Origin of the sequence: Micromonospora sp. NPDC048898 (assembly GCF_043198035.1) — a bacterium.
Lineage (GTDB): Bacteria > Actinomycetota > Actinomycetes > Mycobacteriales > Micromonosporaceae > Micromonospora.
Genome location: NZ_JBICUF010000022.1, coordinates 25,592 through 49,203, shown reverse-complemented (window position 1 = coordinate 49,203; position 23,612 = coordinate 25,592). Strand labels below are relative to the sequence as shown.

At 70.4% G+C, this 23,612-nt stretch carries 22 protein-coding genes and 1 pseudogene; 18 read left to right on the top strand and 5 right to left on the bottom strand.

Annotation, left to right across the window (positions count from 1 at the left end):
- Positions 1-193: 193 nt before the first annotated feature.
- The 7 genes and pseudogenes from ACGFIQ_RS33195 (at position 194) to ACGFIQ_RS33165 (ending at position 5,664) form a co-directional block, all read left to right on the top strand.
- Positions 194-760: a TlpA family protein disulfide reductase gene (locus ACGFIQ_RS33195; RefSeq protein WP_393249805.1), complete on the top strand. Its 567-nt coding sequence runs from the start codon at positions 194-196 to the stop codon at positions 758-760.
- Positions 757-2,562 carry an ABC transporter ATP-binding protein gene (locus tag ACGFIQ_RS33190; protein WP_393249803.1) on the top strand — a complete coding sequence of 602 codons (1,806 nt, stop codon included), beginning with the start codon at positions 757-759 and terminating at the stop codon, positions 2,560-2,562. The genes ACGFIQ_RS33195 and ACGFIQ_RS33190 overlap by 4 nt, the downstream gene beginning before the upstream one ends.
- Positions 2,563-2,570: 8 nt before the next feature.
- Positions 2,571-3,077: a MauE/DoxX family redox-associated membrane protein gene (locus ACGFIQ_RS33185; protein ID WP_393249801.1), complete on the top strand. Its 507-nt coding sequence runs from the start codon at positions 2,571-2,573 to the stop codon at positions 3,075-3,077.
- The gene (gene lepB, locus ACGFIQ_RS33180) at positions 3,074-3,526 is read left to right on the top strand and encodes a signal peptidase I (RefSeq protein WP_393249799.1); all 453 of its coding nucleotides are present in this window, start codon (positions 3,074-3,076) and stop codon (positions 3,524-3,526) included. Before ACGFIQ_RS33185 ends, lepB begins: the two co-directional genes overlap by 4 nt.
- Positions 3,527-3,539: 13 nt before the next feature.
- Positions 3,540-3,626: pseudogene (locus ACGFIQ_RS33175) on the top strand (ATP-binding cassette domain-containing protein); the annotation flags it as partial.
- Between the two features lie 513 nt (positions 3,627-4,139).
- Positions 4,140-4,940 carry a tetratricopeptide repeat protein gene (locus ACGFIQ_RS33170; RefSeq protein WP_393249797.1) on the top strand — a complete coding sequence of 267 codons (801 nt, stop codon included), beginning with the start codon at positions 4,140-4,142 and terminating at the stop codon, positions 4,938-4,940.
- 400 nt (positions 4,941-5,340) lie between these two features.
- Positions 5,341-5,664 carry a TetR-like C-terminal domain-containing protein gene (locus tag ACGFIQ_RS33165; RefSeq protein WP_393249795.1) on the top strand — a complete coding sequence of 108 codons (324 nt, stop codon included), beginning with the start codon at positions 5,341-5,343 and terminating at the stop codon, positions 5,662-5,664.
- 319 nt (positions 5,665-5,983) lie between these two features.
- Here ACGFIQ_RS33165 and ACGFIQ_RS33160 read toward each other — a convergent pair whose 3' ends face one another.
- The 3 genes from ACGFIQ_RS33160 to ACGFIQ_RS33150 all read right to left on the bottom strand — a co-directional run bounded on the left by ACGFIQ_RS33160 (position 5,984) and on the right by ACGFIQ_RS33150 (position 11,296).
- On the bottom strand, positions 5,984-8,761 hold the full coding sequence (locus ACGFIQ_RS33160) for a molybdopterin-dependent oxidoreductase (RefSeq protein WP_393249793.1): 2,778 nt from the start codon (positions 8,759-8,761) through the stop codon (positions 5,984-5,986).
- The gene (locus ACGFIQ_RS33155; RefSeq protein WP_393249791.1) at positions 8,758-9,582 is read right to left on the bottom strand and encodes an FAD binding domain-containing protein; all 825 of its coding nucleotides are present in this window, start codon (positions 9,580-9,582) and stop codon (positions 8,758-8,760) included. Before ACGFIQ_RS33155 ends, ACGFIQ_RS33160 begins: the two co-directional genes overlap by 4 nt.
- A 154-nt stretch (positions 9,583-9,736) precedes the next feature.
- Complete coding sequence (locus ACGFIQ_RS33150; RefSeq protein WP_393249789.1) at positions 9,737-11,296, bottom strand: helix-turn-helix domain-containing protein; 1,560 nt, start codon at positions 11,294-11,296, stop codon at positions 9,737-9,739.
- Between the two features lie 135 nt (positions 11,297-11,431).
- Here ACGFIQ_RS33150 and uraD point away from each other — a divergent pair, with 135 nt between their 5' ends.
- The 11 genes from uraD (at position 11,432) to ACGFIQ_RS33095 (ending at position 21,942) form a co-directional block, all read left to right on the top strand.
- Entirely contained in the window at positions 11,432-11,935 is a 504-nt protein-coding gene (gene uraD, locus ACGFIQ_RS33145) for a 2-oxo-4-hydroxy-4-carboxy-5-ureidoimidazoline decarboxylase (protein WP_393249787.1), read from the top strand.
- On the top strand, positions 11,932-12,258 hold the full coding sequence (gene uraH / locus ACGFIQ_RS33140; protein ID WP_393249785.1) for a hydroxyisourate hydrolase: 327 nt from the start codon (positions 11,932-11,934) through the stop codon (positions 12,256-12,258). Before uraD ends, uraH begins: the two co-directional genes overlap by 4 nt.
- A gap of 5 nt (positions 12,259-12,263) precedes the next feature.
- The gene (gene pucL / locus ACGFIQ_RS33135) at positions 12,264-13,130 is read left to right on the top strand and encodes a factor-independent urate hydroxylase (protein ID WP_393249783.1); all 867 of its coding nucleotides are present in this window, start codon (positions 12,264-12,266) and stop codon (positions 13,128-13,130) included.
- Positions 13,118-14,497, top strand: coding sequence for an 8-oxoguanine deaminase (locus ACGFIQ_RS33130; protein ID WP_393249781.1), 1,380 nt, complete (start codon positions 13,118-13,120; stop codon positions 14,495-14,497). The genes pucL and ACGFIQ_RS33130 overlap by 13 nt, the downstream gene beginning before the upstream one ends.
- A gap of 61 nt (positions 14,498-14,558) precedes the next feature.
- Entirely contained in the window at positions 14,559-16,112 is a 1,554-nt protein-coding gene (gene aceB / locus ACGFIQ_RS33125; protein WP_393249779.1) for a malate synthase A, read from the top strand.
- Positions 16,112-17,284: a DUF6986 family protein gene (locus ACGFIQ_RS33120; RefSeq protein ID WP_393249777.1), complete on the top strand. Its 1,173-nt coding sequence runs from the start codon at positions 16,112-16,114 to the stop codon at positions 17,282-17,284. Before aceB ends, ACGFIQ_RS33120 begins: the two co-directional genes overlap by 1 nt.
- Positions 17,281-18,597, top strand: coding sequence for an allantoinase AllB (allB, locus tag ACGFIQ_RS33115; RefSeq protein WP_393249775.1), 1,317 nt, complete (start codon positions 17,281-17,283; stop codon positions 18,595-18,597). The genes ACGFIQ_RS33120 and allB overlap by 4 nt, the downstream gene beginning before the upstream one ends.
- Positions 18,594-19,595 (top strand): allantoicase, encoded by a 1,002-nt coding sequence (gene alc / locus ACGFIQ_RS33110; protein WP_393249773.1) that lies wholly within the window; start codon positions 18,594-18,596, stop codon positions 19,593-19,595. The genes allB and alc overlap by 4 nt, the downstream gene beginning before the upstream one ends.
- A complete protein-coding gene (locus ACGFIQ_RS33105) occupies positions 19,592-20,182 on the top strand; it encodes an NTP transferase domain-containing protein (protein WP_393249771.1) in 591 nt (196 codons plus the stop codon). Before alc ends, ACGFIQ_RS33105 begins: the two co-directional genes overlap by 4 nt.
- The gene (locus ACGFIQ_RS33100) at positions 20,175-21,314 is read left to right on the top strand and encodes an XdhC family protein (RefSeq protein WP_393249769.1); all 1,140 of its coding nucleotides are present in this window, start codon (positions 20,175-20,177) and stop codon (positions 21,312-21,314) included. Before ACGFIQ_RS33105 ends, ACGFIQ_RS33100 begins: the two co-directional genes overlap by 8 nt.
- 31 nt (positions 21,315-21,345) lie before the next feature.
- Positions 21,346-21,942, top strand: a complete 597-nt coding sequence (locus tag ACGFIQ_RS33095) for an FAD-dependent monooxygenase (RefSeq protein WP_393249767.1) — start codon at positions 21,346-21,348, stop codon at positions 21,940-21,942.
- On the opposite strand, the gene ACGFIQ_RS33090 is transcribed toward ACGFIQ_RS33095, so the two are convergent.
- Together ACGFIQ_RS33090 and ACGFIQ_RS33085 are read right to left on the bottom strand one after the other, a co-directional pair.
- A complete protein-coding gene (locus tag ACGFIQ_RS33090) occupies positions 21,875-22,108 on the bottom strand; it encodes a DUF6059 family protein (RefSeq protein ID WP_393249851.1) in 234 nt (77 codons plus the stop codon). The genes ACGFIQ_RS33095 and ACGFIQ_RS33090 overlap by 68 nt on opposite strands.
- Positions 22,109-22,265: 157 nt before the next feature.
- Positions 22,266-23,501, bottom strand: coding sequence for an FAD-dependent oxidoreductase (locus ACGFIQ_RS33085; protein ID WP_393249765.1), 1,236 nt, complete (start codon positions 23,499-23,501; stop codon positions 22,266-22,268).
- Positions 23,502-23,612: the final 111 nt, after the last annotated feature.

The following is a 23,612-nucleotide window of genomic DNA, read 5'->3' as shown; positions in this document are numbered from 1 at the left end:
GCGGTGCCACGGATCAGGGCAAGGGCCTACTACTGCAGACACTGCACCGGACCGTTGTCACAGCGCTGCTTCTTCGATGCCAGCCAGGGCGTCTGGTTGTGCACCGGCCAGTGCGTGTCCTGCTAGCCCGGAGAAGTGGACTGAGCGGGGCGCGATCCGTCGCCCCGCTCACCGGCGATTGGAGCTTCCCACAATGACCTATCTCACCGTCGCGGTTGTCCTGGTCGCCCTGCTCGGCCTGGTCAACTTCCTGCTGGCCGTCGCCATCATGGCCCGCCTACGCGAACACAGCCAGCGGTTGTCCGATGCCGACGCCGCACCGCAACCATCGATGCTCGGCATCGGACAAACGATTCCCGAGTTCGAGGCACTCACGACGTCGGGTCGCATGCTGACCCGGCGCGATCTGCCCCCCGGATCGCTCGTCGCCTTCTTCTCACCCGGTTGTTCGTCCTGCCTGGAACAGCTTTCCGACTTCACGACCCGGACCATGGGCTGGGCCGACGGCAAGGTGATCGCGGTCGTGGTGGCGGACCCGAGCCAGTCGACCCAGTCCTTGGTACGGGATCTGGAGAAGACGGCAGAGGTCGTCGTCGAGCGGCATGACGGGGCGCTCGGCACCGCCTTCCAGTTGAAGGCGGTGCCCGCCATGTGCCTGGTCGGCACGGACGGCAGGGTGACCGCGGTCGGCGCCAGCCTCGACGAACTCCTGGGCACCGGAGAGGCGAAGAAGCTGCTGCTCGTCAGAGCTACGGAATGAGAACCCGGTCGCGGCGGTCGGATGCCGGCCAGGCGCTGCTGCTGGGCTGGCAGGCAGCCCCCCTGCTCCTGGCCGGATACGTGGTCTTCGCACTGATCGCCTCCGTCCTGCCCGTGCTCACCGCGTGGACGACCAAACTCGTCATCGACTCCGTGGCGGGTCGAGGCGAGTGGAGTGACATCGTCTGGGCGGTTGTCGGGCTGGCCGCGAGTGGGCTGCTCCTTGCCGGGGTGGAGCACGTCAACACGTACCTCCGGGTCGAGACGGACCGCCGGATCGCGCTGCGGAGCAGGGAGCAGCTCTTCGCGGCGGTGGCCAGGCACGTCGGGCTCGGCCGCATCGAGCAGCGGTCGTTTCACGACCGGGTGCGACTCGCGCAGGAGGCCGGCAGATCCGCGCCCGGCAGCGTCGTCAACGGTCTCGTCAACACCGGGCGCGGGGCCCTCACCCTGGCCGGCTTCCTCGGCTCGCTGCTCTATCTCAATCCGACACTCACGCTCGCCGTGGTGCTGGCGGCCGTGCCGGCGTTGCTGGCCGAGATCGCGCTGGCCCGTCGCCGGGCCGGGATGTTGACCGAGATGAGCCCGGTGATGCGGCGCGAGGCGTGGTTCGGTCAACTGCTCCTGGACGTCCGTGCGGCCAAGGAGATCAGGCTTTTCGACCTCTCCCGTTTCTTCCGGCAACGGTTGTTGTCGGACCTGACGACGGCCAACGAGCGTGCCAGGAAGATCGATCGATCCGAGCTGCTGACGCAGGGGACGTTGTCGGTGCTGTCCGCGACGGTGGCCGGCGCCGGGTTGCTGTGGACCGTGTGGGCCGCGCACGCCGGCGCCGTCACGGTGGGTGACATTGCGGTGTTCATCGCCGCGCTGGCCGGGGTGCAGGCCGCGCTGGCCCTCCTCACCCAGTACTACGGACTCGCGCACGAATCCCTACTGATGTTCGCGCACTATCTCGACGTCATCCACGACGACTCGGATTTGCCGGTTCCCGCCAGGGCGGTCACCACGCCCCGACTGAGCGGCCAGATCGAGCTGCGGGACGTCTGGTTCCGGTACGCGCCCGACCTGCCCTGGGTGCTACGCGGACTCGACTTCGTCATTCCGCACGGCGCGACCACGGCCCTCGTGGGCCCCAACGGCGCCGGGAAGAGCACCCTGATCAAGCTCCTCTGCCGCTTCTACGACCCCACCCGAGGTCAGATCCTCTGGGACGGTCTGGACCTACGGACGTTGGATCCGCTGAGCCTGCGGTCACGGATGTCGGCGGTCTTCCAGGACTTCATGGAGTACGACCTGACCGCGGCCGAGAACATCGGGCTGGGGGACATCTCGGCGCTGCCCGACCGGAGCCGGCTCGCCGAGGCCGCCAGACAGGCCGGAGTGCACGACATGATCAGCGCGCTGCCCCAGTCGTACGACACGATGCTGAGCCGCAGACTCCCCGGCGACACGGGCAGCCTCGGGTCCGGCCTCAGCCTCTCCACCGGGCAGTGGCAGCGGGTCGCTCTCGCCCGCGGTCTGCTGCGTGGACCACGCGATGTGCTCATCCTGGACGAACCCAGTTCCGGCCTCGACCCTGAGGCCGAGTACGAGATCCATTCCGCGCTTCGCACGCTGCGTGCCGGGCGAACCAGCGTGCTGATCTCACACCGACTCAGCGCGGTACGAAGCGCGGACATCATCGGTGTGATCGAGAACGGCAGGTTGGTGGAACAAGGCCCACACGATCGATTGGTCGCAGCAGGCGGGCAGTATGCACGCCTGTTCTCGGTGCAGGCCAGAGGTTATGTAGGCCGATAGGGGGCCCGATGAGTTACGTGGACATCGCATGTCGGGCGGTTCTCGCCCTCACCTTCGCAGCGGCCGTCTGGGGAAAGGTGCGCGACCACGCCCGGTGGACCGCCTTCCGCTCGTCGTTGACCGCCTTCCTCCGATCGAACCGTCGGGCCCATGTCGTGGCCGTTGTTGTCGTCACGGCGGAGGCAGGGGCGGCCGTCTCGCAGCTTTCCCCGTTCCGGTGGATGGGGTACGGCCTCGCCTTCGGCCTGCTCGCCGCGTTCAGCGGCTTCGTCGTGCTCGTGTTACGACGACGGCTCGGCCTGGCCTGCAATTGTTTCGGGCGCTCGTCGCCGGTGCGGGGCAGGCATCTGGCGCGCAACGGACTGCTGCTCCTCATCACCACTGTTGGACTGACGGCCGCGGTCGTCGGTGAGTCCGGCGTCCACCCGGCGGGGCTGGCCATGTCGCTCGGAACGGCGTTCTGCCTGGCGATCGCCATCGTGCGCTTCGACGACGTAGTGGAGATCCTCCCGTGAGCGCGGCGATCTGGGGATCGTTCGGTCTGGTGACGGCGATGGTGGGTCTGCTCGGCGCGGTCGTCGTCACCGGACGGCTCTTCGGTGTCGTCGTCACCGGGCGGAGTATGGAGCCGACCCTACGGTCCGGGCAGACGGTCTTCGTCCTGCGGCGGCGACCGGATCGGGTCCGTCGCGGCGACGTCGTCCTGCTGGTCGATCCGGCCATCCCCGACGCGTACGTCATCAAGCGGGTCGTCGCGCTCGCCGGAGACGCGGCCCCGATCCCGGCCGGTCCGGTTCCCGTCGGCTCGCCCGTTCCCGAGGAGGAGGTACTTCTTCTCGGCGACAATCCGGTGTACAGCGTGGATTCACGCCTGCTCGGTGGCTACGAACGTCGTCACATCCTGGGGGTCGCCCTGCTTCCACGGTCACGTGCACGTCGGCGTGGGTCACGGCGCCGACGGTGATGCGCGGGCCGCCGTGGTCGGTGAGAACGGCGCCGGGAAGTCCACCCTCCTGCGACTGCTGGCAGGCCGGGATCTGCCGGACGAGGGCGAGGTCGTGGTCATCCGGGTAGCCTTAGCGCTGCGACAAGGCGAAGACGTTCGGTATCGCCGAGACTCTTGCCGCAGGCCCTGAGTTGTTGGCTGACTGGCGTAACGCCTGGGTGCCGGGTGGACACCCGCGCGGGGCCGCGCTCGTTGCCGCCGCCGTTGACTGCCGCCGAGCCGGCCTGGACGATCCGGTGCCTCGCGACCTGCTGCTGGACCTGCATCATCACTACCCCCTGGTGCACGGTGGCTACACGCTGAGGCCCGAATCGATCGACGAAGCTTGGGAATGGGCGCTGCGTCCAGTGCACGGAGCGAGCAGCCTTCTCATCCCGGCCGGAGCAGACGATCAGGACCAGTGTTACCTTGCCTTCGACTACCTCATCGATCAGGTGGACCTCGCGCCGATCCCGCCCCAGACGTGGAACCTGCTCGTAGCCCGAGTCGAGCCATCGCAAGCTGCGCGGGTGCGTCCGAGGCGTATTGGCGGGTGCGGACGGCATTCCACGTCGTAGTCGATTCGGGCACAGTGGACGACGTCGTGTCCCGCGCGAGCGCTATGGCCGACCGGGGCAACTACCTGAGGGCGTTGGAGCTGCTGAGCAACGCGTTGAAGGTGGCAGACGACAAGAGTGGCGTCCCAGGGCAGAATCGGTCCTTGCGACATCAGATTGCCTTCTATCAGATGCCCTCGGGGCGCATCAACGAGGCGGAGGTGGCCTTCAACGAGCTGCTGGCAGAGGCCGAGCAAGACCTGCCGCCCGAGGATGAGTATCTGCAGGTCATGCGGCACAACCTTGCCTCGTGCAGACGGTGTCGAGGTGACCTTCCAGGGGCTCTCGACCAATTCCGCCGGATTCTTTGCGGCCGGGAACGGTGCCTGGGTCACGACGCCATGAACACACTGGCCACCCGAGGAACGATAGCGAACATCATCGCCGAAATGGGTGATCCCGCCGAAGCGGTTCGTCAGAGCCGCAGCATCCTCGCCGACGAAGAGCGAGCACTCGGCGCCGATCACTCCAACACCCTGTCAACCCGACGCAGCCTGGCGAGGCACCTCGCCGAAAGCGGCCATCTCGGCGAGGCTATCGACGTACTCCAAGCTCTGCTACCGCACCTGATTCGCGCGCTGGGTGCCGAGCACTCAGACGTTCTCGACGCCCGCTGGGACCTTGCGCGCTATCACGGCCAGCACGGCAATCGGCACGAAGCACTGAGGCAGTTTCAGGAGATCCTTTCTGACCGCGACCGGATACACGGGACAGGCGACGAGAGCAGCAAGGCAGCACGTCAGGAGCTTGAAGACCTCCTCGCCCAGCATGGATAGCCGCCTCCTCGCTTCGACGAGCACACCGGTGGGATGGCCCGCCTGTCCGGCCGGGATGGCTGCCGAATCGCTCGCTTTCTGGATCGAGGCGGTCCGCCAGCGGGCCGCGCCGGACGCGCTCGGCCTGCTGGCGGCGCAAGCGCCGGCATCGGCCGGCGCGCCAGCCGATGCTGGCTGCGCCAAGGACACGAACCGGTGCCCACGGCGGGGATCTTCGACAGAGATGGACTCTAAGGCGCTTCGGCCAACCGCGCTGAAGCTTCTGCCGTGATAGAGCCAGATCCACCACTACGACACCCGAGCACGAACGAGGCCGGTGTCCTGGAAGCACCATTCCGCCACAACTTCGCAGGTGCTGAGGAACTCCGCGTGCAAGCGCGAGACGTCGATGCCCCCATAGGTGACCAGCCCGAACGGCCAGACCATCTTCGCCGCCACATTCACCGACGTCGCCCCTATAACGGGGATCGCCGATGCCCGGCGACAGCTCTTCGAACACGGTCCCCGCCGCGCGGCCCCGGTGGTGACCCGCGCCGTCGAACGAGGTGAAATCCCCGCCACCATTGATCCGGAAGAACTGATCAAAACCCTCACCGCACCGAGCTACTTCCAGCTGACAGTCACTGGCGAACCGGTGAATCAGGCCGCCGCTGACCGGGCGGCGCGGATCGCGCTCGCCGCAGCTCGGGACGGGGCGCTCGACAGCGCCGGGGCGCAAGGGTGACGACCTCGGCGCCGCCCCGGGTCACCCGCGTTCGATCAATTGGGTCGGGCGTTAGCGTCGGCGTAGCGGTCGAGTAGCTCCGCCTTCGGTTGCTTGATCATGCCGGCCATCTGTGCCGCTCCGCCAACTCCGGCGGAGGGTGCCTTAAGACGGCCGTGGAAGTCGTTGAAGCCGAGGATCTGCCTCGGTCTCGGCGGCATGCGCCGGGAGCGGGGCGACGCCCAGCACGACAAGTGCCGCGGCAGCCGAGGTCAGGGCTGTACGGATTGATGGGAATCGCATCAATACTCCTATTTGTACAAATGGCAGGATCTTCGCTTCATCGTGCCGGACGGGTGTGCCGATCATCGTGCCCGAGGTCATCCCTGTCCGCTGTGCGACGACGCTCGTCGAGGGCGAGCCAGACCCGGTCGGCGGTGAGTGGCAGGTCGGTGAAGCGGATGCCGGTAGCGTCGCGCAGCGCGTTGGCCAGCGCGGGAGCGACCGGGTTGAACGGGCTCTCGCTCATCGATTTCGCCCCGAGCGGTCCGGTGGCGTCGTTGGTCCGGGCAAAGTGGACCTCGGTCCGGGGTATGTCAGCAAAGGTCGGAAGGTGATACTGGCGGAACGCGGCCGTGGTCACCACTCCGTAGGCGTCGACACGTACCTCCTCGTGGAGGGTGGCGCCGATGGCCTGGGCGACGCCGCCCTCGACCTGGCCACGACACTGCATCGGGTTCATCACCGTGCCGGCGTCGGCCGCGTGGACGCTGCGCAGAATCCGGATCTCCCCCGTTACGGGATCGACCGCGATGCGGAACCACTGCGCGTTGAACGCGACCGAGCGTGGGCTGCCTGCGCAGTGTCCGTCGGCAGCCACCTGCTGGCCGGTCGCGTGGGTGTGTTCCCACAGGTCCCGCAGGGGCAGGCGGCTGCCGGCGCAGTCGAGGGCGTCGGTGCCGAGCCGGCAGTCGGTGACCGGTACGCCGCTGTGCTCGGATGCGAGGGTGAGCAGCCGCTCGCGGAGCGCCTGGCAGGCGCGCAGGACCGCGGTACCCCCGACGATCGTGCCGGTCGAGCCGAAAGCGCCGGTGTCGTGGCGGACCAGGTTGGTGTCCGACTGGCGGATGCCGACCCGGTCGGGTGTCGTGCCCAGCGTCTCGGCGGCGAGTTGCTGGTGCACGGTGGTGCTGCCGTTGCCGAACTCGGCGGTACCGACCCTCACCTCGTAGCGCCCGTCGGAGAGCAGGGTGACACGTGCGTCCGCGTAGTGTCCCCCGGGTGGTGCGGTGGCGATCATCGACATCGCCATGCCCTGCCCGGTGAGCCATCCCGAGGGGGCGGGGGGGCCGGTGTCCTCCCGTGCCGCGGCGTCGACGATTTCCAGGCACTGGTCCAGCCCGTAGCTGCCCAGGCTCAGGTCGCTGTCGTGACCGGCGGGAGCGACAAGGGGTTCACCGGGCCGGACGATGTTGCGGGCGCGCACGGTGACCGGGTCGATGTCGAGACGCCGGGCCACCTCGTCGAGTGCTGACTCGACGGCGAGACTGACCTGCCCGAGACCATATCCGCGGAACGCCCCGGCGGGCACCGTGTTGGTGTAGACGGCGTAACCGTCCACTCTCTTGTTCGGGCACCGGTACACCGAGAGTGATTCGTGGCAGCTGTGGAACAGTACGCCGGGGCCGTGATTGCCGTAGGCGCCGGTGTTGGAGACGACCCGGAGACGGATGCCGGTGAGGGTGCCGTCGCGGCGTGCGCCGGCTGTCACACGGATGGTGAAGGGGTGGCGGGTGGTGGCGGCGGTGAACTGCTCCGCACGGGTGTACTCCAGCTTCACCGGGCGGCCGGTACGCAGCGCGGCGAGGACGACGAGGTCCTCGACGAGCATCTCCTGCTTGCCGCCGAACCCCCCGCCGACCCGCCCGGCGACCACCCGGACCTGCTCCTCCGGCAGATCGAACAGCCGGCACAGCGCGCGGCGGGTCAGGAACGGGGTCTGGGTGCTGGATCGTACGGTCAGCCGGCCGTCGTCGTCGACGTACGCCAGGGCCCCGTGGGTCTCCAGGCTGGCGTGCTGCACCCGCTGGGTGCGGAACGTCTGCTCATACAACAGGTCGGCGGCAGCGAGGCCGGCGTCGACGTCACCAACCTCGGCGTGCACCTCGCCGGCCACGTTGTCGGCCGGACGGGCGATGCCCGCCTCGGCGCCCTTGTCGCCGTGCAGGGCTGGTGCGCCCGGGGTCATCGCCTCCTCGGGATCGGTGACCGCCGGTAGCACCTGGTACCGGACCGTGACGTGCCGACACCCCTCCTCGGCGGCGGCCTCGGAGTCGGCGACCACCACCGCGACCCGCTGCCCCACGTAACGCACCACGTCGTCGAGGACCCTGGTGTCGGCCGGGTCGTCACTCGCGTGCTCATGCTGCGCCGTCGAGTAGCGCCGATCGGGAGCGTCGGCGTGGGTCAGCACCGCGTGCACGCCCGGCAGCGCGAGGGCGTCGCGAGCGTCGACCGACAGGATCCGCGCGTGCGGATGAGGCGAGCGCAGCACCTTGAGATGCAGCAGGCCGGGCACCTCGACGTCGAAGGTGTACCGGGCGGTGCCGGTGACCACCTGTGGCCCGGCCGGTGCCGGAAGATTCACCCCCACCGACGCGCCCGGACCCGGCTCCTCGACATGACGGACGCCGCGGATCGCGTCCTCGATCGCCCGGTAGCCGGTGCAGCGACACAGGTTGCCCTTCAACGTCTCGGGCAGCGAGTCGAGTTGGTCGTCGTCGAGCGCGGCGGTGGTCATGATGAACCCGGCGGTACAGAAGCCGCACTGGAAGCCCTGCGCGTCCAGGAAACGCTGCTGCACCGGGTGCAGCCCGGCGGCCGTGGCGAGACCCTCGATCGTGGCCACCCTGCGGCCCTGGGCGCGGACCGCCGGGTACACGCAGCTGTGCACGGGCAGGCCGTCCAGGTGCACGGTGCAGGCGCCGCAGTCGCCGGTGTCGCAACCCTTCTTGACCCCGAAACGGCCTCGTTCGCGCAGGTAGGTGCGCAGGCACTGCCCGGGTCGCGGTGCCTCGGCGCAGATTTCGCCGTCGACCACGACGGCGCGATCGTTCACGACGCGTTCCACTCGGCGAGTTCGGTGCGGATCTGTTCGGCGAAGACGAGAGTGAGATGTCGTCGCCACGCAGGCATCCCGTGCACGTCGTCGACGTACTGCTGGGCGGGAATGCCATCCATGACCGCCTGCCGCAGTACGGTCGCCGACGGTACGGTGTCGAACCGCAGCTGCACCGGCCGCACCGTCGACGCGGTCACAGTGAGCACGAACGACCCGTCGACCGGGTCGGTGCGACCGATGAGCAACACGGCGGACCGGCCGAACGGAAACAACGATCCCTTTCGGAACGCGGCACGGCAGCGCAGCGCCGGGGCCGGCAGGGTCATCGAACGGAGGAACTCCCCGGGGACCAGGGCGGTCGTGCCGATGCCGGTGACGAACTCGGCGACCGGAAGCTCACGCCGGCCACCGTCGGGGGTCAGCAGCAGGCAGATACCGTCCAGGGCGGCGCCGAGCGAGATCATCGGACCGGCGGGCAGTGCCGTGCACAGGTTGCCGCCCACGGTCGCCACGCTCCAGATCTTGAACGAGGCGAGGAACGCCGCGCAGCACTGCCGGATCAACTCCCGCTGGATCATCGGGCGCGGTGCCGTGGTGAACGTCGCCAGCTCGGAGATTGTGCAGGTCGCGGCGATCTCCAGCCCGTGCGGTGTCAGGGTCAGCGGCGACCAACCCTCGTCGGCCAGATCGCGGAGCCGACGCAGGTGCTGCTGCGGCTCGGAGAACAGGTACGTGCCACCGGCCAGCCACGCGTCTCCCGGCCGCCACGCACCGGCGGCCGAGGCCGCCACCACCGCCTGCACCGTGTTCAGATCCACCACCACACCCCGTCCCGCGAACCTGGTCGGCTCACCTGCCAGCCATCTCAGCAGCGCGGCTCGTCGCATCCCATTGGCTCAGGCCACGAACGCTGGCGTACGGGCACCGCCGGAAGTTGGGCTTTCGCACAGCGGAGCCGTTGACACGTCCGGCTCAGTGGCGTTGTAGTTCGAGTGCGAGATACAGGTCGACGCGGTCGTCGAAGCGGCGCAGCTGACGACCGGTGAGTTGTTCGATGCGCTGGATGCGGTAGCGCAGTGTGTTGACGTGGACGTGCAGCAGTTTCGCGGTGCGGGTCCACGACCCGTCGCAGCGAAGGAACGTGTCGAGTGTGTGCACAAGGCGCGCGTTGTGGGAGCGGTCGTACTCGGCCAGGGGGCGCAGCAGTCGACGGTGGAAGGCTCGCCGGGCTTCGGCCGGGACGGCGGCGAGCAGCAGCGCGTGGGAGGACAGGTCACCGCTGGCGACCACGGCGACCTGCTCCGGGCGGGTCAGGGCGTAGCGGTGGGCGTGGCGTGCCTCCTCGACAGCGCCGTCCAGCGCGGCGACCCCGATCGCCGGGGTGCTGGTCCCGATGGCGATCCGGGCACCGTTGAGGCCCGGTGTCAGCGCCCGCGCCGCGTCGCGGATCCGCGCGACGACGTCGGCCGGGGCTGAGCCGTCGGGTGTGGGAGTGAGCTGGATGATCGCGTGGACCTCGCTGCCGATCTCCGCGATCGCGGCGGAGGGTGCCAGTGGCCGCGCGAGCTCCTCGACGATGGTGAGCGCCAGGTCGGTGGTGGGTGACCCCCCGGCGGTCCCTGCGGTGAGTGCCAGGAACGTGGCGTCCGGGTCGAGGCGGCACGACTCGAGGCGGGGCGCGATCTCGGCGGGCGCGGCGCCGTCGAGGAGGGGCTGGAGGAGGTGCGCGGCGAGGCGTCGTTCGACGCGAAGATGTCGGTCGAGGTGGGCCCGTTCGAGGGCGAGCAGGGTGGTCAGGCCCTCGACGGCCTGTCGCCGGTCGTGGTCCCAGGTGGTCACGTCGCCGGCACAGGCCAGGAACCAGGCGTCGAGGCGCCGGCCGGGGTGGGTGCCTGCGGCAAAGAGGGAATATCGTCGGTTTCGGGCGACGCTGAGCACGTGTGGCAGGCGAGGTGCGGTCAGGAACGTGCGCGCCAGGCGGGCACGCAGGTCGTCGGCCAGCGGAGACGTCCCCGCGATGAGCCGGCCGGTCGCGGACAGCGCCCAGCAGGGGATGTCGGCGGCGGCGGAGGGCAGCAGGTCGGCGAGTTGGGCGTCCTCGGTCAGGGCGGCGATCAGGCCCTGGTGCCGGTTCACGACCGCCGCGAGCCCGGTGGCCTGCTCGATGCGCAGGGTCGCCCCGATGGCGTCACTGATGGCGGTGAAGGAGACCTCGACGGGCACCTCGAACACGGGGACGTCGTGGCGGGCGCACGCCTCGACGAGGTCGACCGGGACGGTCCCGTATGCGGCTGCCCCCGCGCCGACCGCGCTGACGCCGGCTCGGGCCACCGCCGCGGCGAACACCTCGGAGTCCTCCGGGGTGCGTCGCCACATCAGCCCGGTGAGCACCACCTCGCCGCCGGAGAGATATCGGCTCGGGTCGAGCAGATCCGTGGTGAAGAACTGCTGGACAACCCGGTCGCCCTGATGGTGGCCGCTGAGCATGGTCAATCGGAGATTGCGCTGGGCCAGGACGTCATTGAGGCGCATCGACACCTCCATGCCTTGGAGGAAGCTCCAGAGACCCTAGGGCGGAAATGTTTCAAATTCGGTTTCCCTGCCCAATGCTCGGCCGCCCACAGCGCTGTTTGACTACCGCCGCCGCAGCACGGAGGGGAGGTCCCGGTGAGTCAGCGTCTGACACGGTTCAACGAGTTGTCGGCGCGCGATGCCGAACGGGAGTTGCTGGCCTGCTGCGCATCGCCCGCCTGGGCGCGTGCCGTGACCGACGCCCGCCCCCATCCCGACCAGCAGGCGCTTCTCACCACAGCGGCGGATGTGCTCGCCGAGCTTTCCTGGCCGGACATCGCCCAGGCGCTGGCGGCGCACCCCCGGATCGGACAACGGGCCGACGGCGACGGACGTGACGCGGCCTGGTCCCGGCGAGAGCAGGCCGGCGTCGCCGACAGCGACGAGGCGACCCGGGTCGCTCTGCGTGCGGCCAACCAGGCGTACGAGGACCGCTTCGGTCACCTCTTCCTGATCTTCGCGAATGGGCGAACCGCCGCGGAGATCCTCGCCGCAGCCCAGACCCGGCTCGCCAACGAGACAGCGGTCGAGCGGGAGGTGGTTCGGGCGGAGTTGACGCGCATAGCCGTGCTGCGACTGACGGAGCTGACCAACGAATGAGTCTGTCCACGCACGTCCTCGACACCGCCCGGGGCGAACCGGCCGACGGAGTGCTGGTCCACCTGTACCGGTGGGCTGGCGACGAGTGGATCGACGTCGCGGCGGGGCACACCGACGCGGACGGGCGCTTGCGGAACTGGGTGCCGAAGCGGCGCTGGGTGCGAGGGACGTACCGGCTCTGCTTCGACACCGCTGGCTATCTCGGCCTCGGGGCGTTCTTTCCGGAGGTGTCGGTGGTGTTCGTGGTCACCGACGCCTGGCGTCACCTGCACGTGCCCCTGCTGCTGAGCCCGTACGGCTATTCGACATATCGAGGGAGCTGACCCCGATGGACATTGTTCTCGGCACCCACCAGTATGGAAAGGCCGAGGTGCGGCTGGTCCACGTCGTCCGCGACGGCGAGCGCCATCGGCTGACCGACCTCACCGTCAGCGTCGCGCTCGCCGGCGACCTGGCAGACACGCACCTCACCGGCGACAACACCAAGGTCCTGCCGACCGACAGTCAGAAGAACACGGTGTACGCGTTCGCGCGGCGTCACGGGATCGGCGAGATCGAGGAGTTCGGGCTGCGCCTGGCGCGACACTTCGTCGACTCGCAGCCCGTCATCACCCGGGCGATCGTCCACCTCCAACAGCACGCCTGGAACCGCGTGGGTGGGCACTCGTTCACCCGGTCCGCAGCGGAGACACGGACGGCGACGGTCACTGTGGACGGACCGGACACGGTCGTCGTCTCCGGGCTGACCGGCATGGTGCTGATGAACACGACCGGCTCGGAGTTCTTCGGCTTCGTCCGGGACGAGTACACGACGCTCCCCGAGGCGCACGACCGGATCCTGGCCACGGCGGTGGACGGCCGTTGGCGGCATGCCTCCAGCGAGAGCGACGACTGGGCGGCCTCGTTCGCCGAGGCGCGGCGGCACCTGGTCGAGGCATTTGTCGACACGTACAGCCTGTCCCTGCAGCAGACGCTGTACGCGATGGGGCAGCGGGTCCTCGAACACCGCCCGGAGATCACCGAGGTGCGGATGTCCCTGCCCAACAAACACCACTTCCTCGTCGACCTCACACCGTTCGGGCTCGACAACCCGAACGAGGTCTTCTACGCCGCCGACCGCCCGTACGGGCTGATCGAGGGTGCGGTGCGCCGCGACGACGCCCCACGGTGGGAGGAGTCGTGGTGGAACTTGTGACCTCGGCCTCGTCGGGCCGCCTCCTCATCGAGGGCTGCGCGATCGCGACTGTCGACGGCGTCGGCCGCGAACACGAGCGGGGCCACATCCTCGTCGAGGACGGTCGCATCGCCGCTGTCGGGGCCGGCTCCGCGGACCGGATCGACGACGGCGCGCCCGTCCGGCGTGTCGACGGCACCGGCTGCCTCGCCACGCCGGGACTGGTCAACACCCATCATCACCTCTACCAGTGGGTGACCCGGGGCCTCGCCCAGCAGGCCGACCTGTTCGGTTGGCTCACCGAGCTGTACCCGATGTGGGCGCGCATCCGGGAGGAGGACGTGTCGGCGGCCGTCGGCGCCGGGCTGGGCTGGCTCGCGCTGTCCGGTTGCACCACGACCACAGACCACCACTACGTCTTTCCCGCCGCCGCCGGTGACCTGTTCGCCGCCGAGGTGGCGGAGGCGGGCCGGGTGGGTCTGCGTTTCCATCCCGTCCGCGGCTCGATGGACCTGGGCGCCTCGGCCGGGGGCCTCCCGCCGGACGATCTCGTGGAGGACACCGACGCCGCGCTCGCGGCGACCGCCGACGCGATCGACCGTTTCTCCGACCCGTCACCGGGCGCGATGGTCCGCGTCGCGGTCGGCCCCTGCTCCCCGTTCTCCGCGAGTGAACGGCTGATGCGGGAGGCCGCCGCGTTGGCGCGGGACAGGGGAGTACGGCTGCACACCCATCTGGCCGAGACGGTCGACGAGGAGGATTACTGCCGGGCCACGCACGGGTGCACACCCGCCGAGTACGCCGAACGGCTCGGCTGGCTCGGCCCCGACGTCTGGCTCGCGCACGGCGTCCACCTCGATGCCGAGGCCATCAAGCGGATCGCCGAGACCGGCACCGGCCTGGCCCACTGTCCCAGCTCCAACGCCCGCCTCGGCGCCGGCCTGGCCCCCGTCCGGGACCTGCTCGACGCCGGTGTGCCCGTCGGGCTCGGCGTCGACGGCGCCGCCTCCCAGGAGGCCGGTCAACTCGTCGCGGAGCTTCGCCAGGCGCTGCTGGTGGCGCGGCTGCGGGGTGGGCCGACCGCGTTGACGGCGCGGGAGGCACTCGCTCTCGCTACCCGTGGGGGTGCGCGCTGCCTGGGGCGCGAGGACGAGTTGGGCGCGATCGAGGTGGGCAAGCTCGCCGACATCGCGCTCTGGCGTATCGACGGGCTGGGCCACGCCGACATCGCCGATCCGGTGGCGGCACTCGTGTTCGGCGCACCGGCGCCTGTGGAGTTGCTCCTCGTCGGCGGTCGGCCGGTCGTTGAGAGGGGCCGCCTGGCCACTGTCGACGAACGGGATCTGCTGGTCCGCGCTCGGCGCGCGGCTGATCGCCTGCGGATCTGAAGCCCTGACGACGAACGCCGGATGGCAGTGCACAGCGGAGACAGGAGCGGATGTGCCGGACATGACCGAAGAGGGAGTGCTGTGCCGGGAGGCGATCGAGTTCGTCACGGATCTCCAGCGGCGTTTCGGCGCCCGCCGCGCGGAGCTGCTCGCCCGTCGGCGGCAACGGCGCGCGGAGATCGCCCGGACCGGCCTGCTCGACTTCCTGCCCGAGACGAGGGAGGTCCGCGAGTCGGAGTGGACGGTACCCCCGCCACCGCCCGGTCTGTCCGACCGCCGGGTGGAGATCACCGGACCCACCGATCGCAAGATGGCCATCAACGCGCTCAACTCGACAGCGAAGGTCTGGCTCGCCGACCTGGAGGACGCCAACACACCCCACTGGGCGAACGTGGTGACCGGGCAGGTCAACCTGTACGACGCGGTCCGAGGCTCGATCACCTACGACGCGCCGGACGGGCGGCGGTACGCGTTGCGCACCGACCGGCGGCTCGCCACCATCGTCGTCCGCCCCCGCGGCTGGCACCTCGACGAGCGTCACCTGACCGTCGACGGGTCGCCGACCGCCGGTGCCCTGGTCGACTTCGGCCTGCACGTCTTCCACAACGCCCATGAGTCGATCGCGCGAGGCTCCGGCCCGTACTACTACCTGCCGAAGCTGGAGAGCCACCGGGAGGCCCGGCTCTGGAACGACGTCTTCGACCACGCCGAGGCCGCGCTCCACATTCCCCGCGGCACGATCCGCGCAACCGTGCTCATCGAGACCATCACGGCCGCGTTCGAGATGGACGAGATCCTGTACGAGCTGGGATCGCACGCCGCCGGGCTCAACGCGGGTCGCTGGGACTACCTGTTCTCCATCATCAAGACCTTCCGGGAGCGCGCCGTCCTGCCCGACCGCGCGGCGATCACGATGACCGCGCCGTTCCTCCGGGCGTACACCGAATTGCTCGTCGCGACCTGTCACCGCCGCGGCGCAGCGGCGATCGGCGGTATGTCGGCGTTCATTCCCAGCGGTGACGCCGCGCAGAACGCGGCAGCCTTCGGGCGGGTGCGCGCGGACAAGGAGCGCGAGGCGAACGACGGCTTCGACGGCTCGTGGGTCGCCCACCCCAAGCTGGTGCCGGTCTGCCAGGAGGTCTTCGACGGCGTCCTCGGGCCGCGGGACAACCAGCTGGACCGGACGCGCGACGACGTGACCGTGCGGGCCGCGCAGCTGCTCGACTTCACCGTCGTCGGCGGCGAGGTCACCTCGGCGGGGCTGCGGACCAACGTCTCGGTCGCGCTGCGGTACCTGGAGGCATGGCTACGGGGCGTCGGCGCCGTCGCCATCAACGACCTCATGGAGGACGCGGCCACCGCCGAGATCTCCCGCGCCCAGGTCTGGCAGTGGGTGCACCAGGGGGTCCGGCTGGCCGACAGCGGCGAGGCGGTGACCGCGGCGCTCGTCGGGCGGATCGAGGACGAGGAACTGGCGGCGATCCGCGACGCCGTCGGCGCGGACGCCTACCAGGCGGGGCGGTGGCCGCAGGCCCGGACGCTCTTCGAGCGGGGTGCCTTGGCTGACGAATTCGTCGACTTCCTCACCGTGCCCGCCTACGAGGTCATCGACTGATGGCGCGCCGACTGACCGCGCGGGTGACGGCCGAACTGGACCGCCGGCTCACCCCCGTCGACACCGTGTTGCAGAGGCGCTACCCGGGTGACGGTCCCGGCCGGCAACCGGTGCACACCGTGTACGTGCCGGCCGACCGGTTCACCACCGACCTGTGTCGACAGTGGGGTGAGCAGGCGGTCGATGCCCTCGACCGGTTCCCACCGCTGCCGTTTCCCACCGGCCTGCGCGACCGCGTGCTGGCGAAGCTGTCGACCGAACCGATCGAGGACCTTCGGCTGGACTTCGAGGACGGGTACGGCGTCCGCGACGACGCGGAGGAGGACGAGACGGCGCGTGCCGCGGCAACGGCGCTCCGCGACGGCCCGAGGCCGGTGTTCGTCGGGCTGCGCTGCAAGAGCCTGGACCGCGCCGACCGGGACCGCGCCGTCCGCACCCTCGACGTCTTCTTCGACGCACTCGGCCCACCCCCGCCCGGTTTCGTCATCACCCTGCCCAAGGTCCGAGCCGTGGAACAGGTGGCGGCCATGGCCCTGCTGTGCGAGGAGTTGGAGTCCGCGTACGCGCTGCCGGGCGCGAGCCTGCGCTTCGAGCTGCAGATCGAGACCACCGAGGCGGTGCTGGGCGCCGACGGCACGGCCACCGTCCCCCGCATGATCACGGCGGCCGGGGGACGGTGCGTCGGGCTGCACTACGGCACCTACGACTACAGCGCCGCGTGCGGAATCGCCGCCGCCCACCAGTCGCTGGATCATCCCGTCGCCGACCATGCCAAGGCCGTCATGCAGGTGGCGGCGGCCGGCACCGGCGTGCGCCTCTCCGACGGCTCGACAAATGTGCTTCCGGTCGGCGACCCGGACGCCGTGCACGCGGCCTGGCGGCTGCACACACGCCTGGTACGACGTTCCCTCGAACGCGGCTTCTACCAGGGCTGGGATCTGCACCCCGCGCACCTGCCCACCCGGTACGCCGCCACCTACGCATTCTTCCGGGAGAGCCTGGACGCCACTGTGGCGCGGCTCTCCGCGTACCTGACGCGTCGCAGCGAGGGTGTGCTGGAGGAACCGGCGACCGCTCGTGCGCTCGCTGGTCATCTGCGTCGGGGCCTGGACTGCGGCGCGTTCGACCCCGACGAGGTCAGCGTCGATCGAGCCACCCTGGAGGTGCTGTGACCTACGACGTCATCCTGCGCTCCCGACGCGTCGTCACCGCGCAGGGGGAGCGACCAGCCATGGTCTGCCTCGCCGACGGCCGGATAGCGGCGGTGACGGGGTACGACGACGTGCCCGCCGGGCCCGTCACCGACCTCGGCGACTTGGCGCTGCTGCCCGGCATCGTCGACACGCACGTGCACGTCAACGAACCCGGACGTACGGAGTGGGAGGGATTCACCTCGGCGACCCGGGCCGCGATCGCCGGTGGGGTCACCACCCTCGTCGACATGCCGCTCAACTCGGTCCCGCCGACCGTGACGGTGCCGGCGTTGGCCGCCAAGCGCCGCGCCGCCGAGGGCGCGATCCACGCGGACGTCGGGTTCTGGGGCGGCGCCGTACCCGACAACGTCGCCGACCTCCAGGCGCTGCACGACGCCGGCGTCTTCGGGTTCAAGTGCTTCCTCGTCGACTCTGGTGTCCCCGAGTTTCCACCACTGGCCCCGGACGCGCTCGACACCGCCCTCGGCGCGGTCGACGCCCTGTTCCTGGTGCATGCCGAGAGCCCGGGTGCGATCACCGTCGCCCCCTCCTCGCGTCGCTACGCGGACTTCCTCGCGTCCCGGCCACCGGCCGCCGAGGCGGAGGCCATCGGCTGGGTGCTTGACGCCGCGCTGCGCACCGGCGCCCGGGTCCACATCCTGCACCTGTCGTCGGCGGACGCCGTGCCACTGATCGCCGCGGCGAAGGGCGTGGGAGTCAGCGTCACCGTGGAGACCTGCCCGCACTACCTCTGTCTGGCCGCCGAGGACGTGCCGGACGGGGCGACGGAGTACAAGTGCTGCCCGCCCATCCGCGACCACGGCAACTCCGACCGGCTCTGGGCGGCCCTCGACGCGGGCGTCATCGACTGCGTCGTCTCCGACCACTCACCCAGCACGCCGGCGCTGAAGAGACCGCCGAGCGGTGACTTCGCCGCCGCCTGGGGTGGCATCTCCTCGCTACAGATCGGCCTGCCCGCCATCTGGAGCAGCGCCCGCGACCGCGGGCACCGGCTCGCGGACGTCGTCCGGTGGATGGCGCAGCGTCCCGCCGAGATCGCGGGCCTGGACACCAAGGGTCGCATCGCCGTCGGCTTCGACGCCGACCTCGTCGCCTTCGCACCGGACGAGTCCTTCGTGGTCGACCCCGCCACGCTCCGCCACCGTCATCCCGTCTCCCCGTACGCCGGCCGGACGATGCACGGCGTCGTGCACGCCGTGTGGCTTCGCGGCCAACCGGTGTCGCCGGACGGCCCGCCACGTGGGCGTCTACTCTCCCGGAGCGCACGATGACCACACCGATCACGTTGCCGGACCTCGCCTCCCGTGCCCTGTCGGGTGGGGTCGTCCACGCGAACGACGAGTTCTTCGCCCCGAGCGACCACCTCGTCGACCCGAACCCACCGACGTTCACCCCACGTACCTTCGGCCCCAAGGGGCAGATCTACGAGGGCTGGGAGACCCGTCGACGCCGCACGCCCGGCCACGACCACGCCATCGTGCGCCTCGGAGTCCCCGGGATCGTCCGCACGATCGTCGTCGACACCAGCCACTTCACCGGCAACTACCCGCCGTACGCGGCCATCGACGGCTGTCGGGTGGACGGGCATCCCTCGCCGGAGCACCTTGCCGACGCGGCCTGGGTGCCGCTGGTGCCACGAGCGGCGCTTGCCGGCGACACCCGTAACGTCTTTCCCGTCGACCCGGGACACCGCATCACCCACGTGCGACTGTCGATCTTCCCGGACGGCGGAGTGGCCCGGTTGCGGGTGCACGGCGAGGTGACCCCCGACCCGCGGTTCCTCACGGGTGGCCTGGTCGACCTCGCGGCACTGGAGCACGGGGGTCTCGTCGTCGGGTGCAGTGACATGTTCTACGGCACGCCGAACAATCTGATCGCGCCGGGCCGGGCGCGCTCGATGGGGGAGGGCTGGGAGACCGCCCGTCGTCGCGACGACGGCAACGACTGGGTCCTCGTACGTCTGGCCGCTCCCGGCGTCGTCCGCGTCGCGGAGTTGGACACCAGCCACTTCAAGGGAAACGCGCCAGGTGCCGCCGCGGTGCGCGGGAGCGCGGGCGACCCGGACGACCCGGACGGGTGGTTCGACCTGCTGCCGGTGACTCGACTGCAACCCGACACCCGGCACCGCTTCCTCGTCGAGGACGTGGGCGCGGTGAGCTGGGTGCGGCTCGACGCGTACCCGGACGGCGGGATGGCCCGGCTGCGCCTGCTCGGGGAGATCACCCCCACCGGCCTCGACACCGTCCGTCGGCGTTGGTCGGCACCGTGACCGGTGGTGTCGGGGGAGTGCTGCTGGCCGCCGGCGCCGGCCGGCGCTACGGGCTGCCCAAGGCGCTCGCGGTCGCTGACGGCCGCCTCTTCGTGGAGATCGCCCACCGCACGTTGACGGATGGAGGCTGCGACCCGGTCGTGGTCGTCCTGGGTGCCGCCGTCGACGAGGTACGTGCCACCGCCGACCTCGGCACGGCGATCCTGGTGGTCAACCAGGACTGGCGGACCGGGATGGGGTCGTCCCTTCGTCGCGGGCTCGACGCGCTCCGGCAGAGCAGCGTCAGCGCCGCGATGGTGCTGCTCGTCGACACTCCCGGCATCACCGCGGCGGCCGTCGCCCGCCTGTCGACCCATGCCCACGAACAGGTCATCGCGGTCGCCACCTACCACGGGAGACGGGGGCATCCGGTCCTTCTCGGTCGCGGCCACTGGGACGGCGTGGCGAGGATGGCGGTCGCCGACGTCGGTGCCCGCCCGTACCTCACCACCCACGCGACCACCCTGATCGGCGTGGCGTGCGACGACCTGGCCGACGGTGTCGACGTCGACGAACCAGCCGACCGGCAGGTGGGGTGTGATGCGTGACGTGCTCGACGACCTCGGTCGATGGTGGCGGGACGGCCGGCCGGTCGGGCTGGCCACGGTCGTCGCCACGTGGCGCTCGGCGCCGCTGCCGCCCGGTGCCACCATGCTCGTCGGCCCCGACGGGACGGTCACCGGCAACGTCTCCGGTGGCTGCGTCGAGAGCGCGGTGTACGAGCTGGCCTGCGACGTCATCGACACCGGTAGGCCGGTGCTACAGCGGTACGGCGTCAGCGGGGAGGACGCGTTCGCTGTCGGCCTGATCTGCGGTGGCACCATCGACGTCTACGTCGAGCGGATCGACAGGCACAGCTTCCCCGCCCTGCCCGAGGTGGCCGCGGCGATCCGGTCCGGCACACCGGTGGCCGTGGCGACGTGCGTGGACGTCAACGGGGGCGACCCGCAGGGGCGGCTCGGTCAGCGACTCGTCCTGCTGCCCGACCGGACCATCGGCACGTTGGGTGATGTCGGCCTCCAGGCGGCCGTCGTCCAGGACGTGCGGGGCCTGCTCCCGGCCGGGCGAACCACCATCCTCCGGTACGGCCACGACGGCCAGCGCCACCGGGAGGACCTCACCTTCTTCGTCAGCAGTGTCCTGCCGCCGCCCCGCATGATCATCTTTGGTGCGACCGACTTCGGGAGGGCGATGACCCGGATGGCATCGTTCCTCGGATTCCGTTCGACGATCGTCGACGCCCGTCCCCTCTTCGCGGACGCGCGCAGGTTCCCGGACGCGGACGAGGTCGTGCTCGACTGGCCTCACCGCTACCTACGCGCCGAGGCCCAGGCCGGACGTGTCGACGACCGGACGGCTCTCTGCGTCCTGACCCACGATCCCAAGTTCGACATCCCGCTGCTGGAGGTGGCTCTGCGCCTGCCCGTCGCCTACCTGGGCGTGCTGGGCTCCCGACGGACACGCGACGATCGGATCACACAGCTCAGGGACGCCGGGGTCGCCGACGTCGACCTTGGCGGACTCGCCGCACCGATGGGGCTGGACCTGGGTGCCCGCAGCCCGGAGGAGACCGCGGTGAGCATCGCCGCAGAACTGGTGGCACGACGGTGGGGAGGCACCGGCCGACCTCTCCACACGCTGCATGGCCCGATCCACCGACCCGCTGCCGACCGTCGGTGAACCGACGAGGCGCGGATCTCGTTGCAGGCGCGTGGCGTCGTCGTCGAATATGCGGGCTGGTCGACTGTTCCGGATCGGTCGTGGCGCGGCCGCGGCTGTTGTCGCGGCCGGTGTCGCCGCCCGACGTGACGAGCCCGGCCATACAGAGCTGCCACCCGTTGAGCAGCCGGTCCAGGTCGACGAACCCGGTGCTGATGCCCGGCTCCACCTTCCCAGCGGCGACGGCCGGTCGGACCACTCATCGAGGTCCATGCAGCACGGACGCGTCTTCCTGCTGGGCGATGCCGCCCACACGATCTCCCTGGCCGGCGGCAAGGGGATGAATCTCGCCATCGCCGACGCCGAGGTGCTGGCCTCGGCCCTGGCCGAGTACTACGGAAAGGACGATGAACAGCCGCTAGCGAATGACACCGCCGATCGGCGGCCCAAGATCTGGAAAGCCGTTCTGTTCTCGCATTGGCTGATCAACCTCCTGCACAGCGCTCCTGGCCACGGAACCCGCACCGCGTTCACCGACGAGCTGCGGCTTGCGACCATCGACGAACGTCGCTCCCGCGGCCCTACCGCCAGAATGTTCGCTGAAGAATACGCCGGCGAATGGGGCCTGGTGCGGTCGCCGGCCGGTTGAGCGGGGGCGGCACCAGGCCCGACCTGATCCACAGCTCGCGTTCCGCCTCGGTCGGCGGGCGCGGGTCGAGCCGCTCGGGGTGGGCCGGCGCGGGCGCCCGCACCGGGCCGGACGGCTCGGCTGAACGCCGCCGTTCCTCTTCGGCGCGGCGGGCCGCGAGCAGCATTTCCACCGGGATGATCGGGGCCAGCCACAGGCCGGCCTGGGCGAGTTGGTAGAGGATCGAGCGCAGCCGTCGCATGGCACTCCCCAGCGCCGGTCGGTCGGGGTGAGGTGGGGACCGTGCGCCGGAGACACTGTGTCCGGAGCGGCTAACGGACGGCTTAAGCGGTGCGGGCGCCGACGTCCGGCGACGTCACGTGCTCGCGGCGGAAGCCCAGGCCGACCACCCGGCCCATGATGCGTTTGAGCGGCGGGAAGACGCTGGCGATGGCGATCAGGCGGATCGGGTCGCGGCGGGCCGTCTCGTCGCCGAGCGGGGCCAGCTGACGGGCCTGGCGCACCTGGATGGCCTGCATCAGCGAGACGGGCCGGTAGCGGCGCTTGCGGACCGCCTCCAGGTGTTCCGAGCGCAGGCGTCCCTCGCGCAGCGGCACCGCGACGGCGTTCGCCGCCGCCACGGCGTCCTGGATCGCGTAGTTCACGCCGACCCCGCCCGCGGGGGACATCGCGTGGGCCGCGTCGCCGATGAAGAGCAGGCCCGGACGGTGCCACGTACGCAGGCGGTTGACCTGCACCGAGAGCAGCTTCACCGCGTCCCAGCCGGTGAGCTCGCCGACCACGGAGGCCAGCGGCGGCGCGGTCCGGGCGATGCTGGCCCGGAAGGCCGCCAGGCCGCGGGCATGGATCCGGTCGAAGGCACCCTTCGGCACGATGGCGCCGCACTGGTAGTAGTCGCCGCGGTCGATGGTGACCAGGATCTGGCCGTGCCGCAGGTAGCCGAGGGTGGGCGCGCTGGTGTCGTGTTTGGGCAGCCGCCACCACAGCACGTCGATGGCCGAGCCGAGGTCGCGGGGCCGCAGCCCGGCGCTGGCGCGCAGGGTGGAGTCGCGGCCGTCCGCGGCGATGACCAGGTCGCTCTGGATGACGAACTCGCCGTCGGCGTTGCGGGCGCGGACGCCGGTGACCCGGGCGTCGGAACGCAGCACCTCGACCGCCCGGGTGCCCATCTCGAGGGTGAAGCCGGGGTAGCGACGGGCCTTCTCGGCCAGGAAGTTCAGGAAGTCCCACTGGGGCATGATCACCAGGAACTTGCAGACGGTCGGCAGGTGCCGGAAGTCGATCATCTGATAGCCGCGCCCGCCGACGTTGATGGTGGTCTGCGGGACCTTGGTGTGCGGGAGCTCCAGCAGCTCATCGAGGAGCCCGAGCTCGTGCATGACCTCCAGAGTGGCCGGATGCACGGTGTCGCCCCGGAAGTCGCGGAAGAAGTCGTCGTGCTTCTCCAGGACCGTGACCTGCACGCCGGCCCGGGCGAGCAGGAGGCCGGCCACCATGCCGGCCGGTCCTCCGCCGGCCACCACGCAGGTCGAGGCTCGGGCGTCGGTGGGGTGGCTCATGTCAACCTCCGTGCGTAGAGGGCTGCCGGGGGTGCGGTTGCACCGGTCCTGCCGGTCCCGGAGAATGTTCAACAGCTGTTGAGTCTCAACGACCCGATCGTAACGCTTGTC

Coding starts and splice junctions, on each gene's coding strand:
- ACGFIQ_RS33085 (WP_393249765.1), bottom strand. CDS start 23,501: ATGAGCCACCCCACCGACGCCCGAGCCTCGACCTGCGTGGTGGCCGGC.
- pucL (WP_393249783.1), top strand. CDS start 12,264: ATGGACATTGTTCTCGGCACCCACCAGTATGGAAAGGCCGAGGTGCGG.
- alc (WP_393249773.1), top strand. CDS start 18,594: ATGACCACACCGATCACGTTGCCGGACCTCGCCTCCCGTGCCCTGTCG.
- ACGFIQ_RS33090 (WP_393249851.1), bottom strand. CDS start 22,108: ATGCTGCTCGCGGCCCGCCGCGCCGAAGAGGAACGGCGGCGTTCAGCC.
- ACGFIQ_RS33150 (WP_393249789.1), bottom strand. CDS start 11,296: ATGCGCCTCAATGACGTCCTGGCCCAGCGCAATCTCCGATTGACCATG.
- ACGFIQ_RS33195 (WP_393249805.1), top strand. CDS start 194: ATGACCTATCTCACCGTCGCGGTTGTCCTGGTCGCCCTGCTCGGCCTG.
- ACGFIQ_RS33100 (WP_393249769.1), top strand. CDS start 20,175: ATGCGTGACGTGCTCGACGACCTCGGTCGATGGTGGCGGGACGGCCGG.
- ACGFIQ_RS33185 (WP_393249801.1), top strand. CDS start 2,571: ATGAGTTACGTGGACATCGCATGTCGGGCGGTTCTCGCCCTCACCTTC.
- ACGFIQ_RS33190 (WP_393249803.1), top strand. CDS start 757: ATGAGAACCCGGTCGCGGCGGTCGGATGCCGGCCAGGCGCTGCTGCTG.
- aceB (WP_393249779.1), top strand. CDS start 14,559: ATGACCGAAGAGGGAGTGCTGTGCCGGGAGGCGATCGAGTTCGTCACG.
- ACGFIQ_RS33120 (WP_393249777.1), top strand. CDS start 16,112: ATGGCGCGCCGACTGACCGCGCGGGTGACGGCCGAACTGGACCGCCGG.
- uraH (WP_393249785.1), top strand. CDS start 11,932: ATGAGTCTGTCCACGCACGTCCTCGACACCGCCCGGGGCGAACCGGCC.